The following is a 17,213-nucleotide window of genomic DNA, read 5'->3' on the forward strand; positions in this document are numbered from 1 at the left end:
CAAGGCCGGAAGGCCGCGATCGCACGGGAAAGAGGCTGCCCTCAGCCCTTCTTCTTGCCGTCCTTGGCGCGCGCCTCGGTCGCGGCCGCGATGGCGTTGCTGGCCTCGTCCTGCATCCGTTGCGCAAAGGACACCATCTGCGCGGCATAGGCCTCGGCCCAGTCAGGGAAATGACCGCCCTTCATCGCCTGTTCGCGCATCTCCTCGCTCTTCTCGCGCATCTTCTGGAACTGCTCTTCCCAGGCTGATTGCATCACCTGCAGCTGGCCGCGGACATTCTCGCCCGCCTCTTCGAAATAGCTGCGCATCTGCGCGTTCATCTCGTCCTGGCGCTGCAAGGCGGTTTCCTGCCATTTGCGGGTGCTGGCCATCATCTCGTCATTCTTGACGTTCATCTGGTTTTGCCACTCGGCCGCCCGCTCTTCCATCCGGCGGGCATTGTCGGCCAGCGTCGCGAACATGTCGGAAAATTTCATCATCAAGGCTCTCCTTTGCACAAGGCGCATGGGGACGGCCGCCCGGCAAGATCTGCGAAGCGCCAGCCCCCTCGCCAACAGCCTGCGGTGCCGGGCGAATTTTGTCAAAGCCGTTGACCTGCGCGCGTCCCGCCTGCGACGGCCCGTCCGGTTGCACGGGCCCGCGCAAGGGGCTATCTGCGCAGGGCAGCATTGTTCCGGGATAAGCCATGATCGTGATCGCAGCCATGCTTCTGGGCGCCTTTCTGGGCTGGCGCCGCGCCAGCCAGTTGGGCGGCAAGGGACGCGACAAGGCGCAATATGCGGCTGCCTTCGCGCTGGCCTTCGCCGCCCTCGGCCTTTTCCTGACGATCTTCATCGACCGCATGATCTGATGTTCATCCCCTTCCTCGACGCGCTGCGCAGGCAAGGGGTTCCGGTTTCGCTGCGCGAATGGCTGGACCTGATGGCCGGGATGCAGGCCGGGATCGCCGCGGGCCGGGTCGAGGATTTCTACCATTTCGCCCGTCTCGCGCTGGTAAAGGATGAACGCCATCTGGACCGATTCGACCGCGCCTTTTCCGAAAGTTTCTCGGGCCTGGATCGGGTCCCGGTCGAGATGCTGGTCCACGAACAGGCGATTCCGCAGGACTGGCTTCGGAAACTGGCCGAAAAGCTGCTGAGCGACGCCGAAAAGGCCCAGATCGAAGCCGGTGGCAGTTTCGACACCCTGATGCGCAGGCTGCGCGACAGGCTGGCCGAACAGCAATCGCGTCATCAGGGTGGCAACAAATGGATCGGCACGGCCGGAACCTCGCCCTTCGGCGCGCATGGCTACAATCCCGAAGGCGTGCGAATCGGTCAGGACGCAAGCCGCCACAGACGGGCGGTCAAGGTCTGGGACCGGCGCGAATTCCGCGATTTCGACGATTCGGTCGCTCTGGGCACGCGCAATATCAAGGTGGCGCTGAAACGGCTGCGGCAATGGGCCCGGCACGGCGCCGCCGATGAACTGGACCTGCCCGCCACGATCCGCGCCACTGCCAATCACGGCTATATCGACGTGCAGACCCGGCCCGAACGGCGCAATGCCGTCAAGGTGCTGCTGTTTCTGGACGTGGGCGGCAGCATGGACGACCATATCCGCATCGTGGACGAATTGTTCTCGGCCGCACGGTCGGAATTCCGTCAGATGCAGCACTTCTATTTCCACAACTGCCTCTACGAGGGCGTCTGGCGCGACAATCGCCGCCGCTGGACGGAACAGATCCCGACCTGGGATCTGCTGCACCGCTACGGCCGCGATTACAAATGCATCATCGTGGGCGACGCGTCGATGTCGCCCTACGAGATCGCCGTTCCGGGCGGCGCGAACGAACACTGGAACCCCGAACCCGGCGAGGTCTGGCTGCGCCGTCTCTGCGAAACCTGGCCCGATCACGTCTGGCTGAACCCGGTTCCAGACAGCCACTGGCGCCATGTGCAATCCATCGCCATGATCGGCAGCATCTTCGAAAACCGGATGATGCCGCTGACGCTGGAGGGCCTGACAGGGGCGATGCGCGTTCTGGGATGACAGGCTCTCGCCGAGGCTCGCAACCCGGCGCTTGATGGCATGGCGGATCAGTCGCCGATATCACAAGACCGAAAGCGCAGCGGCGATCTTGGGGTGCGCGGCGCGATAAGTGCTGGCGCGAAGGGCGATCAGCCCCCAGATTGGACTCATGCTGAAGCTGACGCCCATCCTGCTGCTTTTCGCCTATATGGCGCTGATGTGGTTCTTTTCCGCATGGCGGCTGAAACAGGACCTGAACCAGAAATCCACGCCGCTGCAACATCCCCGCCTGTCGCCGATGCTGAAACGTCTGGGCGAGGCGATGGACCTGCCGCCGGTCAGCGCCCATATCTACGAGATCGAGCCAGTGAACGGCCTTGCCGCGCCGGACGGTCGCATCTTCCTGACCCGCGGCTTCATCCGCAAGCTGGATGCCTGCGAGGTCACACCCGAGGAACTGGCCAGTGTCATCGCGCACGAACTGGGCCACGTCTCGCATGGTCATGCGCGGCGGCGGATGATCGATTTTGCCGGCCAGAACGCGATCCGGCTGGCTCTGACCGGCGTGCTGGGACGGTTCCTGCCGGGGGTTGGCGCATGGATCGCCAACATGGTCGCCAGCGCCGTCGCCGCCCGTCTGTCGCGGCAGGACGAATTCGAAGCCGACCGCTTCGCCAGCGCGCTGATGATCCGCGCGGGCCTTGGGACGGACCCACAGAAATCGCTGTTTCGCAAGCTGGACGGCCTCACCGGCGGCACGGCTGCGCCGGCGCCCGCATGGTTCCTGTCCCATCCGCCGACGGCGCAGCGGATCGCGGCAATCGAGGCGCACGAGGCGCGCTGGCGATCCTGACGCTTGCCGCCCCGGCCCGTTCGCCTATTCTGCCCGGGCACAACAAGGCCGCAGCATGACTCGCCCGTTTCGCCGCATCACCCTGTATCTGCCGGGCTTCGACCCCTTCCCCGCCCGCCGCTACCGCGAGATCTATCGCCGCGAAAGCGCCGCCCAGGCCGCAATCTCGGGCTATCGGATCCGGTTGCGCCCTGGCGCCGGGATCGCGGGCTATGGCTGGCATGTCCAGGCTTCCTTTCCCGGCGCCCGGATCCGTTCGCAGGTCGAGGTGTTGCCCTGGGCGGATCTGGTCCGCTCCTCGATGCGGGGCGGCGTCATCGCGCCCTATCTGCAACTGGCGCGGACGGCGTGGATCTATGCGGCATCGGGCACGTTGTCGCGGCTGGTGCGGCTGCGAAAGGGCCCGGTCCTGGCCATTCTCTACCCGGTCGGGGTGCTGGTGCTGCAAATGCTGTCGGCGCTGCTGCTGGCATGGCTTGCCGCATGGCTGGTGGGCGGGATCGCGGGCTTCGTGGCTGGGCTGGTTCTGGCATGGTTGACGCTGCTGGTGTTTCGCCGCCTCGATCACCTGCTCTATGCCCGATACCTGATGCATGATTTCGCCTTTGCCGCGCAGCATCGCGGCGCCTATGCGCCGGCGCTGGAAACCCGTCTGGACCACTTTACCGACCGCCTCCGCGCCGCGCTGACCCAGGACGTGGACGAAGTGCTGGTCGTCGGCCATTCCTCGGGGGCCTATCTCGCCGTGACGGTGGTGGCCGACCTGCTGCGACGCAGCCCCGGCCATCGTCCTGCCCTGTCGCTGCTGACACTGGGCCATGTCGTGCCGATGGTCTCGCTTCTGCCGCGTGCGGACCGCCTGCGCGCCGATCTGGCGCTGCTGTCGGAAAGCCCCGCGATCTTCTGGCTGGATGTCAGCGCACCGGGCGATGCGTGCTGTTTCGGCCTCTGCGATCCGGTCGCCGTCAGCGGCGTCGCGGGTCCGGACCAGCGATGGCCGCTGGTCATCTCGGCCGCGTTCAGTCGAACCCTGCTGCCCGGAACGCGCCGGCGGCTGCGCGGACGCTGGTTCCGGCTGCATTTCCAGTATCTCCATGCCTTCGACCGACCCGACGGATACGATTATTTCGCCATCACCGCCGGTCCGCTGACGCTGGCGCAGCGATATGGCGGGCGCGGCCATTCGCCGGGCCGGATCGCGAAACCTGTGGGCAGGCGCGCGTGATTCCGCCGCGCCCGCAATCCGGCGACGCGAAGGGCACGTTGCCCCGCCTGATCCGCGCCTTTCGCCGCGATCTGCTGTCGGGCCTGCCGCAGCGGCTCTATCGCGGCTGGATGGCGGAATACCGCAACCCGCTGATCCACAGCTTCTTCTGCAACGATCCGGCGCTGATCCGCCTGATCCTTCAGGACCGGCCCGGCGATTTCCCGAAATCCGACCGCCTGGCCGAAGGGCTGCGCCCGCTTCTGGGCGATGGCGTCTTCATCACCAACGGGACCCAATGGGCCCGCCAGCGCCGCATCATCGACCCGGCCTTCGAGGGCGGCCGCCTGCGCCAGACCTTCCCGGCCATCTGGGCTGCGGCGGGCGCGATGGTGGACCGGCTTGAACCCGGCGAAACCGATATCGAGCCGCTATGCAGCCACGGCGCGGCGGACGTGATCTTCCGCGCGCTGTTTTCCCTGCCAATCGAACATCATGTTGCGGCCCAGGTCTTTGCCGCCTTCCGCGCCCATCAGGCCGGACAGCCGCTCATCAATCTGGCGGCGCTGCTGCCGCTGCCGCGCTGGATGCCACGCCCGCATTCGCGCCGCACACGCCGGACCGCCGATCGCATCCGGACCCTGATCCGCGATCTGGTCCAGGCACGGCTGGCCGCGATTGCCGCGGGTGATCCGCCCGACGATCTGGCCACCAAGATCATGACCACGCCCGATCCGCAGACAGGCCGCAGCTTCGATGCCGCCGAGATGACAGACCAGGTGGCGGTGTTCTTTCTGGCCGGCCACGAAACCGGCGCGGCCGCCCTGGCCTGGGCGCTGTGGCTGCTGGCCGCGCATCCCGACTGGCAGGACCGCGTGGCGGCCGAAGGCGCCGTGCTTGGTTGCGATTTCAGCGCCGCCAGCCGGCTGCCCGTGACCCGGGCTGTCTTTCGCGAGGCGCTGCGCCTCTATCCGCCCGTGCCGATGATGGTGCGCGCGGCCAGCCGCCCCGAAACCTTCCGCGACCGCCCCGTGCCGCCCGGCGCACAGCTGGTCGTCTCGCCCTGGCACCTGCACCGCCACGAACGCCTGTGGGACCGGCCCGACGCGTTCGATCCCGGCCGCTGGCAGACCGATGCCGGCAAGGCCAGTGCGCGCGATGCGTATCTGCCCTTCTCGGCCGGCCCCCGCGCCTGCCCAGGCGCGGGCATGGCGATGCTGGAGGGCGTGGTCATGCTGGCCCGAATCACCGCCGCCTTTCGGCTGTCGCCCGGCAGCCGGCCGCCCGTTCCCATCGCCCGATTGACCGTGCGTGGACGCGACGGCATCCTGATCCGGCTGGAACGTCGCAACGGCGCATAGGTCGATCTTCGGCAAGGGGGACGGTTCGAAGGCTGCGATGGCCTGGGGAAAGGCGCGATCAACGCCACCAGCGCCCGGTCAGCGCCAGCCGCGCCAGCGAGGCGCGGCGCTGGAACGGCGTGATCTCGGGCACCGCCCCGAACGGGTCCACCCGTCCGGCGGCGATTTCGGACAGAAGCCGCGGCACCCGGACGCCGGGATACAGCGCCGCGGTCGCGCGCTTCGGCACCGCCCGATGCATGCGCGAGGCCCTGCGCAACGCCTCTTGCGCCAGCACCGCCAGGCGCTGTGCTTCCTCGGGCCGCGCACCCGCCAACCCCAGCCGCAGCGGCTGCAATTGCGGCAGCGCGCGCAACCAGGCCGCCAGCCCCGCGCCAAGCGCGTGATCGGCCACGACCCGGCGCGCATTGTCGGGCGTGGCCAGCCGTTTCGCGGCCAGCCACATCAGCCGCCCCGCCGTGTCATCGACATAGGCCACGACAGCCTCGGGCGCGGAAAGCGGCTCGCGCGCGCAATCGCGGATTCGCGCCTCGGCCAGCCCGGCCAGCGGCCCGGCATCGCGACCCCACGCCTCCCAAAGCGGGCTCAGCACGTCATGCAGGGGCGGCGGCGTGCCCTTGCCCATCTCGGCCAGCCTGTCGCTCCACCATTGCAGCCGCATCTCGGCCAGCATCGGTTCGGCCGATTGCAGCGGCGCCCGGGCGATCTCGAGGTTCAGCGCGTAAAGCGTGATCAGCGCGGGCCGGTCGCCGGGTGCCGCCACAAGCGTTGCACCGAAGCGGTCGGGGTCCTGTGCGCGAATCGTTTCGGTGCAGGTTTCAAGGGTCATTTTGTTGTCTGTCGATTGTCGGAGGCGCAGCCGGATTGAAGGAGTCCATCACTCAGCCTGTTGAATGAGTTCCTTCAATCGACCCACATCAAATCCTTTGGGCACGGTCGCGGATGGTCCCGTGGCGCCGATTTTGACACCAAGCCCGGCTTCAACCATCGCTTCTCTTAGCTTGTCAGCGGTCGCATAGTCTTTGGCGAGCCGGGCTTCTTGCATTTCCTCTAATAGCTTCCCGATCACTTCTAGATGAAGGGGCGTATTTCCGGTCGATCCCACGACAGGCAGCGTGACGATCTCCTTTCGCCACCAGTCAATGTCCTCCGCATCAGGAAAACCGAGCACTCTCAGGCTCGCCTTGAGCGCCGGCGCTTGTCCGTGTTTTGACAGCACGCTGAGCCGCGTCAGCGCAGCAGCGGTGTTCAGGTCGTCGGCCAGCGCCTCCATGAACAAAGGATCAGCCGCGGAAGTCGCTTCCACACCATCTGTCATATTAAACCAACCCTCGAGAATGTGCCCGGCTTCCTCCGCCTTCGCCTCGGTCCAGTCCATCGGCTTGCGGTAATGCGTGGACAGCATCACGAAGCGGATCACCTCGCCCGGCACGCCCCGGTCCAGCAGATCGCGGACGGTGAAGAAGTTGCCGAGGGATTTCGACATCTTCCGGCCCTCGACCTGCAACATCTCGTTATGCAGCCAGACCTGGGCGAAATCCGCATCCGGATGGGCGCAGCAGCTTTGTGCAAGCTCGTTCTCGTGATGGGGGAATTGCAGGTCGATCCCGCCGCCATGAATGTCGAAGGACGGTCCCAGCAGCGCCGCCGACATGGCCGAACATTCGATATGCCAGCCCGGCCGCCCCCGGCCCCAGGGGCTGTCCCAGCCGGGCTGGTCCGCATCCGAGGGTTTCCACAGCACGAAATCCATCGGATCGCGCTTGAATGGCGCGACCTCGACGCGGGCGCCCGCGATCATGTCATCGACCGACCGTCCGGACAGCCGCCCGTATCCGGGATAGGACCGCACGTCGAACAGCACGTGTCCCTCGGCCACGTAGGCGTGGCGGCTGCCGATCAGCGCCTCGATCATGGCGATCATCTGGGCGATGTAATCGGTCGCGCGGGGTTCGTGATCGGGGCGCTCGGCGCCAAGCGCGTCCATGTCGGCGCGATACCAGCCCAGCGTCTCCTCGGTGATCTCGCGGATCGAACGGCCGGTCGCGGCGGCGCGCGCGTTGATCTTGTCATCCACGTCGGTGACGTTGCGCACATAGGTCACATGGTCCGCGCCATATTCATGCCGCAGCAGACGCACCAGCAGATCGAAGACCAGGACCGGACGGGCATTGCCCAGATGGGCGCGGTCATAGACGGTCGGCCCGCACAGATACAGCCGCACATTGCCCGGATCCAGAGGCGTGAAAACCTCTTTCCTGCGGGTGCGGGTATTGGTCAGCCGGATCTCGACCATGTTGCGCCTCTTGCCTGACTGGCGCGGGATCTAGCCCATCGCCCCCTGTCTTTCCACCCATTCGATCTGACGCGGCAGGCTGATGCGCTGAAGATCGTAGCCATCAAGGATCGTCTGCCGCGCCGCCTGCCGCAGCCGTGCCGCATCGCGATCGCCCTCCAACCCCCGGATCAGCGCGGCCGACAGCGCCTGCACGTCGAAAAAGGGCACCAGACGGGCGTTTTCTCCGTCACGGACCAGTTCGCGGACCGGCGCGGTATCCGAGGCCACGACATAGCCGCCCGCAGCCATGGCCTCGGTCAGCGACCAGGACAGCACGAAAGGATAGGTCAGATAGCAATGCACCCGCGCGATCTGGATCAGCGACAGGTAATCGGGATAGGCCAGCCGCCCGACCATGTGGACGCGGGACAGATCCAGCCTGTCGCCCAGTTCGGCCAGCATCTTCTCCTTCCAGCTTCGCGCGTCCGGCGGCGCCCCCCCGTAGCTGACCCCATCGCCGCCGACGATGACGACCCGCGCCCGCGGCCGCGCCGCCAGCAGGTCGGGCAGCGCGCGCATGAAGATGTGAAACCCGCGATAGGGCTCCAGCGATCGCGAGACGAAGCTGACGATCTCGTCCCCGGCCGCCATCCGGGGCAGGCCCGGCAATTGCAGCCATGCCTCGGGATCGGGCTTCACGCGCGCGGTGTCGATGCCGTCATGGATCACGGTGATCTTGCCGCGCAGGTCCGGCGGAAAGCTGTCGGCCTGATACCGCGTCGGCGCGATGGCCGCATCGGCCTGCGCGATGCCCTGGATCAGATGCGCCGAACGGGCGACGGTCATGAAGCGGCTCTCGTCGCTGCCCGATTGGAATTCGGGATCGAATCCGACATCGTGGCCCTGGGTGCGATACATCAGCTCGGCATAGACCAGCAGCCGGGCCTGCGGCCAGATTTCCTTCAGAAACAGCGTCTCTCCCCAGCCCGAATGGCCGATGATCAGGTCGGGCGAAAAGCCGTGCCGATCGCGCAGCGCCCGCGCGCCGCGTGCCGCCAGAAGCCCGCGTTCGGCCATCGTCGAATAGGTGCGGCCAAGAACGCTGCCGCCCTCGACCGGCCGAGGCGCCTTGTAGCGCACGGTTCGCACCGGGCTGGGGCGTTCGTTGTTTTCATCCGTCAGCGCCAGAACCTGATGGCCGCGCCGGGCCAGCGCGCCCGACAGATGCGGAAACTGGCCGGGGAAATTCTGATGGACGAACAGGATCTTCATGAGCGGTCGGGAAAGGCCGCCTTCAGCAGCGCGCGGGTATAATCGGATTGCGGATCGTCGAAGATGCGGGCGGCCTCGCCCTGTTCCACGACCTCGCCCGCACGCATCACCATGATCTGATGCGACATGGCGCGAACCACCCGAAGATCATGGCTGATGAACAGGAAGGTCAGCCCGTATTTCGCCTGCAGATCGCGCAGAAGCGCCACGATCTGGACCTGCACCGTCATGTCCAGCGCGCTGGTCGGCTCGTCCAGAACGACGACCTTGGGCCGCAGGATCATGGCGCGGGCAATGGCGATGCGCTGACGCTGGCCGCCGGAAAATTCGTGCGGATAGCGGTGCATCATTTCGGGACGCAGACCGACCTCGACCATGATCTCGGCCACCATCTCGCGGCGGTTGCGGCCCTTTTCGACCCCGTGCACGCTGAGACCCTCGGCGATGATCTGTTCGACCGTCATCCGGGGCGAGAGGCTGCCGAAGGGATCCTGGAACACGATCTGCATGTCGCGGCGCAGGCGGCGCAGATGCTTTGCCGACCAGCCGGCGATGTCCTGGCCCAGAAACAGGATCGGCCCCTCGCTGTCGATCAGCCGCATGATCGCCAGCGCCAGCGTCGTCTTGCCACTGCCGGATTCGCCCACCACGCCAAGGGTTTCGCCCTTGCGGACCTGCAGGGTGGCGCCGTTCACGGCCTTTACATGACCGACTGTCCGGCGCAGCAGCCCGCGCTGGATCGGGAACCAGACCTTCAGATCGCGGGTCTCGACCATCACCTCGGCGCCACGCGCGACCGGATCGGCCAGTCCGGTCGGTTCGGCCGCCAGCAGCTTGCGGGTGTATTCGTGCCGCGGATCGGCAAAGATCGCCTCGACCGGGCCCTGTTCGACGATCTCGCCATCCTTCATCACGCAGACCCGGTCGGCGATGCGCCGCACGATGCCCAGATCATGGCTGATGAACAGAAGCGACAGGCCCTCGGCCTCTTTCAGTTCGGCCAGCAGATCCAGGATCTGGGCCTGGATGGTCACGTCCAGCGCCGTCGTCGGTTCGTCCGCGATCAGCAGGTCGGGGCCGTTGGCCAGCGCCATCGCGATCATCACGCGCTGGCGCTGCCCGCCCGACAACTGGTGCGGATAATCGGCCAGCCGGCTTTCGGGATCGCGGATGCCGACGCGGTTCAGCAGTTCCACGATCCGCGCCCGCGCCTTCTGGCCCCTCAGTCCCTGATGCAGCGCCAGGCTTTCCGACAATTGCTTTTCCAGCGTGTGCAGCGGGTTCAGCGAGGTCATCGGCTCCTGGAAGATGAAGCTGATGTCGTTGCCGCGAATGTCGCGCAGGACCCGGTCGGGTGCGCCGATCATCTCGCGGCCCTCATATTGCACCGACCCCTCGACCAGCGCGGAATCACCCAGAAGCCGCACGGTGGACAGTGCCGTCACCGATTTGCCGGACCCGGATTCGCCCACCAGCGCCACCGTCTCGCCGCGGCCCACGTGAAAGCTGACGCCCCTGACGGCCGGGAGGATCTGGCCCTCTTGCGCGAAGCTGATGCGCAGGTCGCGCACCGCCAGAACCGCATCCGAGGGCGGCGCCGGCACCCGCCGCGCGCGTTCCCCGCCGGGCATCCCGCGCGCGGGGTCGTGGTTCTCGGCCACGGCGGCGGCGCTGGCGATGCCGGGGCGGGTCGGGCGCAGTTCGGCCTCGTCTTCGTCGCTCATGAAAAGGTCTTCCGCGGGTCGAAGGCATCGCGCACGCCTTCGAAGATGAAGACCAGAAGCGACAGCATGATGGCGAAGGTGAAGAAGGCGGTAAAGGCCAGCCAGGGCGCCTGCAGGTTCTGCTTGGCCTGCAAGGCCAGCTCGCCCAGCGAGGGCGCCGATGCCGGCAGCCCGTAGCCCAGATAATCCAGCGCCGCCAGACCGCTGATCGTGCCGGTGACGACGAAGGGCAGCATGGTCAGCGTGGCCACCATCGCATTGGGCAGGATGTGGCGGAACATGATCGTGCGGTCGCCCACGCCAAGCGCGCGGGCCGCCCGGACATATTCGAAGTTCCGCGCCCGCAGGAATTCGGCCCGGACCACGCCGACCAGCGCGGGCCAGCCGAACAGGATCGTGACGAAGACCAGCAGCCAGAAGCTGCGGCCAAGGATCGCGAACAGGATGATGATGACGTAAAGACCGGGGGTCGAGGCCCAGATTTCCAGCAGGCGCTGGAAGATCAGGTCGGTCCTGCCGCCGAAATAGCCCTGGATCGCCCCCGCCGCGATGCCGATGGTCGAGGCGATCACCGTCACGATCAGCGTGAACAGGATCGAGATGCGAAACCCATAGATCACCCGCGCCAGCACGTCGCGCGCGGTGTCGTCGGTGCCCAGCCAGTGATCCGCATCCGGCGGGCTTGGCGCCGTGCCGACATTGTTGATCGTCTTGAAATGATAGGGAATGGGCGGCCAGATCATCCAGCCCTGTTCATCCTTGGGCACGTCGCTGGTGCCGTTTCCGACCGCGGCGATCATCGCCTCGGGTTCATCCCAGCACGCTTCGCGCCCGCCGGTCACGATCAGGCATTGCACGGCCGGATCGCGATAGATCGCCTCGGTCCCGAAATCGCCGCCGAAGGCGGTTTCGGGATAGAAGCGGTAGGCCGGAAAATACAGCTCGCCCCGGTAGCTGGCGACGATGGGCTTGTCGTTTGCGACCACTTCCGCGAACATCGCCAGCACGAACAGCACCGAAAAGATCACCAGCGACCAGAAGGCGCGGCCGTTGCGGCGGAAATTGCGCCAGCGGCGGCGGTTCAGTTCCGACAGCGCCATCAGCCGCCCCTCGATTCGAAGTCGATGCGCGGATCGACGAAGACATACATCAGATCCGACAGGATGCCGACGACCAGGCTCATCAGGCCGAAGACGTAGAGCGTGCCGAAGATCACCGGATAATCACGCTGCACGGCGGCCTCGAAGCCCAGCCTGCCCAGACCGTCCAGCGAAAAAATCGTCTCGATCAGGATGCTTGCACCGAAGAACACGCCCAGGAACATCGACGGAAAGCCCGCGATCACGATCAGCATGGCGTTGCGGAAGACGTGGCCATAAAGCACGCCGCGTTCGGTCAGCCCCTTGGCGCGGGCGGTCATGACATATTGCTTGTTCACCTCGTCGAGAAAGCTGTTCTTGGTCAGCAGGGTCAGCGTGGCAAAGCTGGAAATGGTCGAGGCCACGACCGGCAGCGTGATGTGCCAGGCATAGTCCTTGACCTTCCCCCAGGTGGACAGATCGGCGAAATTGTCGCTGACGAGGCCGCGCAGGGGAAAGATCTTCCAGTAGGATCCGCCCGCGAACAGCACCATCAGCAGCACCGCGAACAGAAAGGCCGGGATCGCGTAGCCCATGATGATCACGCCCGAGGTCCAGGTGTCAAAGCGCGACCCGTCGCGCACCGCCTTGCGGATTCCCAGCGGGATCGAGATGATATAGGCCAGCAACGTGGACCACAGCCCCAGCGTGATCGAGACCGGCATCTTCTCGATCACCAGATCCACCACGCTGATCGAGCGGAACCAGGAGGTTCCGAAATCGAACCGCAGATAATTGCCCAGCATGGACAGAAAGCGCTCGACCGGCGGCTTGTCGAAACCGAATTCCCGTTCAAGCTGGGCGATGAATTCGGGCGGCAGGCCGCGCGCGCCCTGATAGTTTTCCTCGACCCCGCCGCCTCCGGCCTCGGCGCCCCCGCCCGAGATGTTGCGGAACACGTCGCCCTCGCCCTGAATCTGCGCGGCGATCTGTTCGATCGGGCCGCCGGGGACGAATTGCGTCAGGGTAAAGTTGACCAGCATGATGCCGATCAAGGTCGGGATGATCAGCAGCAAACGCCGCAGGATATAGGCACCCATCTGCCTGCCCTTCCGCCCACCCGTCGGGGTCTCGCGGGCCTTGACGGCCCTGTTTCGTTGTCAAGCCTTCTGGGCAATTCCACGCCGGAAATCAAGCGTCCCGGGCTCAGCGCAATGCGCCGGCCTGACGCAGCTTGTCGGCCTTTTCCTTGTCATACCACCAGAAATCCAGTTCCCCCAGCGAATAGGGCGGCAGGGTATCGGGACGGCCATACTGGTCGTAATAGGCGACCAGATTATAGCCGTTATACCATTGCGGCACCCAGAATTTCAGGCTGCGAAGGGCGCGATCCAGCGCCCGCGTCGCGGTTTGCAGCCTCTCGTTGCTGTCGGCGGCCTCGACCCGGCTGATCAGGGCGTCGATGGCCGGATTGGCCAGCCCCATCGAGTTGAACACATCGCCGACATTGGCGCTGCCGAAATATTGCTGCAAACCGGCGCCGGGAATCGCGTCCTGTCCCAGTTGATCGCTGATGATGTCGAAATCGTGGCTGCGGGCGCGGTTTTCGTATTCGGCATTGTCCACGCGCACGTTGCGCGCGTCGATGCCCAAAGCGCGCAGGTTCTGCACCCAGGGATTGATCACCCGGTCAAAGGTCTGGCTGTCATTCAGAATCTCCAGCGTCAGCGGCCGACCCTCGGAATTGCGCCGCATCCCGTCATCGCCGACGGTCCAGCCCGCCTCATCCAGCAGCGCCGCCGCCTTGCGAACATTGCGCCGGTCAAGCTGGCGTTCGCCGCTGGTCGGCGCCATCACCGCCTCGCCGGTCAGGACGCCCTTGGGCAGGTCCTTGGCCACCGGCTCCAGCAGCGCCCTTTCGGCGTCGGATGGCGTGCCGGTCGCGGCCAGGTCGCTGTTGTCCCAGAAACTGTTGACCCGCTCGTAGAGGCCGTAGAACAGCGATGCGTTGGACCATTCGAAGTTGAACATCAGCCCGATCGCCTCGCGCACGCGGATGTCCTGCAGGGTCGGTCGGCGCAGGTTCATGACCCAGGCCTGCCCCGATGCGATGCTGCCGTCGGGCAGCTTTTCCTTCTTGACCCATCCCCGGCTCAGCGCCGGAAAGTCATAGCGCGTCGCCCAGATGATGCTGCTGACCTCGCGCCGAAAGGTGTATTCGCCGGCCTTGAACGCCTCGAAGGCGGCATCGTAGTCCGAGAAATATTCGAACCGGATGCGGTCGAAATTGTTGCGGCCCTTGTTGATCGGCAGATCCGCGCCCCAGTAATCGGGATTGCGCCTGTAGATGACCTTGCGGTTGATGTCGGCGCTGTCAAAGACGTAGGGGCCCGAACCGATGAAGGGCTTGTCCATCGGCTGTTCCAGATCGCGCTGATTGTCGGCGAAATCCTTGCGGCTGAAGATCGGCAGGCCGCCGACCGACTGGATCACGTCGCGGCGCGGATAATCGGGGGTGAAGATGAACTTGATCGTGTTGGCGTCGATCACCTCGGCCTTGGCGACCTGCTGGCCGATCACCAGCCGGAACGATGACAGCCCCTTGTCGCGCATCGTCTCGTAGCTGAACAGCACGTCATAGGCGGTCAGCGGCGTGCCGTCGCTGAAGCGCGCCTCGGGCCGCAGATTGAAGATCACCCAATCGCGGCTTTCGGGATATTCCAGGCTTTCGCACAGCAGGCAATAGGCCGCGCCGACCTCGTCCGCGGTGCCGACCAGGATCGATTCCAGCATGACCGAGGACAGGACCGCAGCCCGGCCGCGAAAGGTGAAGGGATTGAAATTGTCGAAACCGGTCGAATTCGGGATTGCTTCGGAAATCTCGCCGCCCTTGGGCGCGTCGGGATTGACATAGGCAAGCTGCGTGTAATCGGCGGGCAGCTTCAGCTCGTCGAAGACGCCGATGCCGTAGGACTTGATGATCTTGTCGTCATCCTCCGATCCTCTTTCCTGCGACAGGGCGGGACCGGCGGCGGTCCCGGTGGCGAGGGCGAGGATCAGGACGAGATGGCGCATGTCGCGGCTCCGGCTGGACGAGGTTCGCACGACGCTAGGACAGCGCGCGGGGCCGGATCAAGCCGCGATTTCGTGAGCGGTCGGGGCGATCGCGGGGCCGCGGGCCGCGCCGGGCAGACGCCGCGCCGCGGACAGCCAACTTGCAGGCAGGCGGGGAAGCCCCGCTTTCACGCCCATGCGTCCGCACCGGCGCGGCAGGCCGATGATTGGCCCCGATCGCGGCGAAAAAGGGCGTGGCCCCGCCACGCCCTCTGTTCCGCTCCGCCAGTTCGAAAACGCAAGAAAGCGACTATTTCTGGGATTCCAGATAGGCGATGACATCGGCGCGATCCTCGGGCTTCTTCAGCCCGGCGAACGACATCTTGGTGCCCTTGACCACGCCCTTGGGGTCGGCCAGGAATTCCTGCAACGCCTCGGGCGTCCATTCGGCGACTTCCGAGGCGTGGGCGGTCATCGCATCGCTGTAGCTGTAATCCGGAACCGAGGCCACGGCCCGCCCGACAACACCGTTCAGGTAGGGACCGACGGCGTTCGAGCCGGTCAGCTTGTGGCAGGTCTTGCACTTTCCGAAAACCTTCTCGCCGGCGGCGGGATCGGCCTTTGCCATCAGCGCGGCGAAATCGATCTGCGGCTCTTGCGCCGCGCTGCCGGCGCTGTCGCTGGCGGCGCCGGCTTCGGGCACCGGGATCGAATAGGCCTGTGCCTGTTCCTCGCCCTCGGCCCCGCCTTCCTCGCCGGCGCCGACCTGATACAACCCGCCTGCGAACCAGTTGGCCAGCAGCAGGAACAGAAGCGCGCCGATCAGCGCGCCGGCAGCCTTGGTCAGGGTCATGGTGTTGAACATGCGTGCGGTCCCCGCTGGTAGCCTCTTCAATTCGCACCGTATCTATCCGCTTTCGCTTTCGGGGTTCAAGGTATAGTTACCCGCGCAGGGTCAAATTTCGGACAGCGGACCAGGACGGATGAACATCAACCGCATCGCCTTTCAGGGCGAACCCGGCGCCTACAGCCACGAGGCCTGCGTCAAGGCCCGCCCGCAGATGGAACCCCTGCCCTGCCGCACCTTCGAGGACGTGATCGAGGCGGTCCGCACGGGCGAGGCCGATCTGGCCATGCTGCCGGTCGAGAATTCGACCTATGGCCGGGTGGCCGATATCCATCACCTGCTGCCCGAATCCGGTCTGCACATCATCGACGAGGCCTTCGTCCGGGTCCATATCAGCCTTCTGGCCGTGCCCGGATCGCCGCTGACCGCGATCCGCGAGGCGATGAGCCACACGGTCCTTCTGGGTCAGTGCCGGGGCTTTCTGCGCCGCCACGGTATCCGCCCGATGACGGGCGCCGATACCGCCGGATCGGCCAGGGAGGTCGCCGCCCGCGGCAATCCGTCGCTGGCCGCGCTGGCCGCGCCGCTGGCGGGCGAGATCTACGGTCTCGACCGGCTGGCCGACCAGATCGAGGATCACGCCAACAACACCACCCGCTTCCTGATCATGGCGCGCCAACCCGACGACAGCCGCCGGGCGGACAGGATGCTGACCAGCTTCGTCTTCCGCGTCCGCAACATTCCCGCCGCGCTCTACAAGGCGATGGGCGGTTTCGCGACCAACGGCGTCAACATGACCAAGCTGGAAAGCTACATGGTCGACGGCGTCTTCTCGGCGACCCAGTTCTATGCCGATGTCGAGGGCCATCCCGACGATCCCGCCCTGCGGCGCGCGCTGGACGAATTGGGCTTTTTCACCTCGATGCTGACCATCCTCGGCACCTATCCGGCCGATCCGCTGCGCGAGGCGCAATCGCGGAGCGGGCCCGGGGATCAGACCTGAAGATCGGTCAGAAAGTCATTGATCCGCCGGGCATAGCGCTGATCAAGCTGGCCCTTGCCCAGCTTCGCGGTCTGCACCATCAGCCGGGCGCGCATGCTGCGCGGCCGCAGGCCGGTCTCGAAGATAAGACGCGACCGCGCGCGGCCCAGGGCCACCACGGTCGCGTCGATCGCGACATCGAAGGAATCGGATTGCCCGACCATGGACATCCGTTCTGGCCGATCATAGCGCGTGACCTCCAGACGAAGCTGACGCGGCTGTCCCCGCCAGTCGAAGCCGATCATCCAGCCCACGCCCGTTCCGGGCTCTTGCGCCGGATCGATCCGGGTGATGACCGCGCCGCGGCGGGTCAGCATCCGTTCGATGCGATCGAAATTTCCAACCGTGTCAAACAGATCCGAGGCAGCGGAATCGGTATCGATTCGGGTCGAAAACTTCATGCCTGCAATATTCCGTCGTCAAAGCCGTCACTGGGGCGCAGCTAAGCCCAACAACGAAGACAGTTCAACCGAAACGGGCAATGAAGAC

General features: G+C 65.8%; 16 protein-coding genes. 6 read left to right on the forward strand and 10 right to left on the reverse strand.

Annotation, left to right across the window (positions count from 1 at the left end; translation table 11 throughout):
- Nucleotides 1–41 precede the first annotated feature (41 nt).
- On the reverse strand, nt 42–479 hold the full coding sequence (locus B4L36_RS08570) for a hypothetical protein (RefSeq protein WP_292955406.1): 438 nt from the start codon (nt 477–479) through the stop codon (nt 42–44).
- A gap of 206 nt (nt 480–685) precedes the next feature.
- On the opposite strand from B4L36_RS08570, the gene B4L36_RS08575 reads away from it, so the two are divergent.
- From B4L36_RS08575 to B4L36_RS08595, 5 genes are all read left to right on the forward strand, one after another.
- Nucleotides 686–850, forward strand: coding sequence for a hypothetical protein (locus tag B4L36_RS08575; RefSeq protein ID WP_292955409.1), 165 nt, complete (start codon nt 686–688; stop codon nt 848–850).
- A complete protein-coding gene (locus B4L36_RS08580; RefSeq protein WP_292955412.1) occupies nt 850–2,031 on the forward strand; it encodes a vWA domain-containing protein in 1,182 nt (393 codons plus the stop codon). Before B4L36_RS08575 ends, B4L36_RS08580 begins: the two co-directional genes overlap by 1 nt.
- A 148-nt stretch (nt 2,032–2,179) precedes the next feature.
- Nucleotides 2,180–2,863 carry a M48 family metallopeptidase gene (locus tag B4L36_RS08585; RefSeq protein ID WP_292955415.1) on the forward strand — a complete coding sequence of 228 codons (684 nt, stop codon included), beginning with the start codon at nt 2,180–2,182 and terminating at the stop codon, nt 2,861–2,863.
- A 55-nt stretch (nt 2,864–2,918) separates the two neighbouring features.
- Nucleotides 2,919–4,088 carry a hypothetical protein gene (locus tag B4L36_RS08590; RefSeq protein WP_292955418.1) on the forward strand — a complete coding sequence of 390 codons (1,170 nt, stop codon included), beginning with the start codon at nt 2,919–2,921 and terminating at the stop codon, nt 4,086–4,088.
- Nucleotides 4,085–5,428, forward strand: coding sequence for a cytochrome P450 (locus tag B4L36_RS08595; RefSeq protein WP_292955421.1), 1,344 nt, complete (start codon nt 4,085–4,087; stop codon nt 5,426–5,428). The genes B4L36_RS08590 and B4L36_RS08595 overlap by 4 nt, the downstream gene beginning before the upstream one ends.
- A 58-nt stretch (nt 5,429–5,486) precedes the next feature.
- Here B4L36_RS08595 and B4L36_RS08600 read toward each other — a convergent pair whose 3' ends face one another.
- From B4L36_RS08600 to B4L36_RS08635, 8 genes are all read right to left on the reverse strand, one after another.
- A complete protein-coding gene (locus B4L36_RS08600; protein WP_292955424.1) occupies nt 5,487–6,257 on the reverse strand; it encodes a squalene/phytoene synthase family protein in 771 nt (256 codons plus the stop codon).
- 48 nt (nt 6,258–6,305) lie between these two features.
- Nucleotides 6,306–7,724, reverse strand: a complete 1,419-nt coding sequence (gene cysS / locus B4L36_RS08605) for a cysteine--tRNA ligase (protein ID WP_292955427.1) — start codon at nt 7,722–7,724, stop codon at nt 6,306–6,308.
- 30 nt (nt 7,725–7,754) lie between these two features.
- On the reverse strand, nt 7,755–8,978 hold the full coding sequence (locus B4L36_RS08610; protein ID WP_292955430.1) for a glycosyltransferase: 1,224 nt from the start codon (nt 8,976–8,978) through the stop codon (nt 7,755–7,757).
- Nucleotides 8,975–10,609 (reverse strand): ABC transporter ATP-binding protein, encoded by a 1,635-nt coding sequence (locus tag B4L36_RS08615; protein WP_292955618.1) that lies wholly within the window; start codon nt 10,607–10,609, stop codon nt 8,975–8,977. Before B4L36_RS08615 ends, B4L36_RS08610 begins: the two co-directional genes overlap by 4 nt.
- 89 nt (nt 10,610–10,698) lie before the next feature.
- Nucleotides 10,699–11,802, reverse strand: a complete 1,104-nt coding sequence (locus B4L36_RS08620) for an ABC transporter permease (RefSeq protein WP_292955433.1) — start codon at nt 11,800–11,802, stop codon at nt 10,699–10,701.
- Complete coding sequence (locus B4L36_RS08625) at nt 11,802–12,881, reverse strand: microcin C ABC transporter permease YejB (protein WP_292955436.1); 1,080 nt, start codon at nt 12,879–12,881, stop codon at nt 11,802–11,804. The genes B4L36_RS08620 and B4L36_RS08625 overlap by 1 nt, the downstream gene beginning before the upstream one ends.
- Before the next feature lie 106 nt (nt 12,882–12,987).
- Nucleotides 12,988–14,856, reverse strand: a complete 1,869-nt coding sequence (locus B4L36_RS08630) for an extracellular solute-binding protein (protein WP_292955439.1) — start codon at nt 14,854–14,856, stop codon at nt 12,988–12,990.
- Nucleotides 14,857–15,145: 289 nt separating this feature from the next.
- The gene (locus tag B4L36_RS08635; protein ID WP_292955442.1) at nt 15,146–15,700 is read right to left on the reverse strand and encodes a c-type cytochrome; all 555 of its coding nucleotides are present in this window, start codon (nt 15,698–15,700) and stop codon (nt 15,146–15,148) included.
- A gap of 118 nt (nt 15,701–15,818) precedes the next feature.
- Here B4L36_RS08635 and B4L36_RS08640 point away from each other — a divergent pair, with 118 nt between their 5' ends.
- Nucleotides 15,819–16,685 (forward strand): prephenate dehydratase, encoded by an 867-nt coding sequence (locus B4L36_RS08640; protein ID WP_292955445.1) that lies wholly within the window; start codon nt 15,819–15,821, stop codon nt 16,683–16,685.
- Here B4L36_RS08640 and B4L36_RS08645 read toward each other — a convergent pair.
- A complete protein-coding gene (locus tag B4L36_RS08645; protein ID WP_292955448.1) occupies nt 16,676–17,125 on the reverse strand; it encodes a hypothetical protein in 450 nt (149 codons plus the stop codon). The genes B4L36_RS08640 and B4L36_RS08645 overlap by 10 nt on opposite strands.
- Between the last annotated feature and the right edge of the window lie 88 nt (nt 17,126–17,213).

The sequence above is a fragment of the Paracoccus sp. UBA889 genome (assembly GCA_002294185.1).
Classification (GTDB): Bacteria; Pseudomonadota; Alphaproteobacteria; order Rhodobacterales; family Rhodobacteraceae; genus Paracoccus.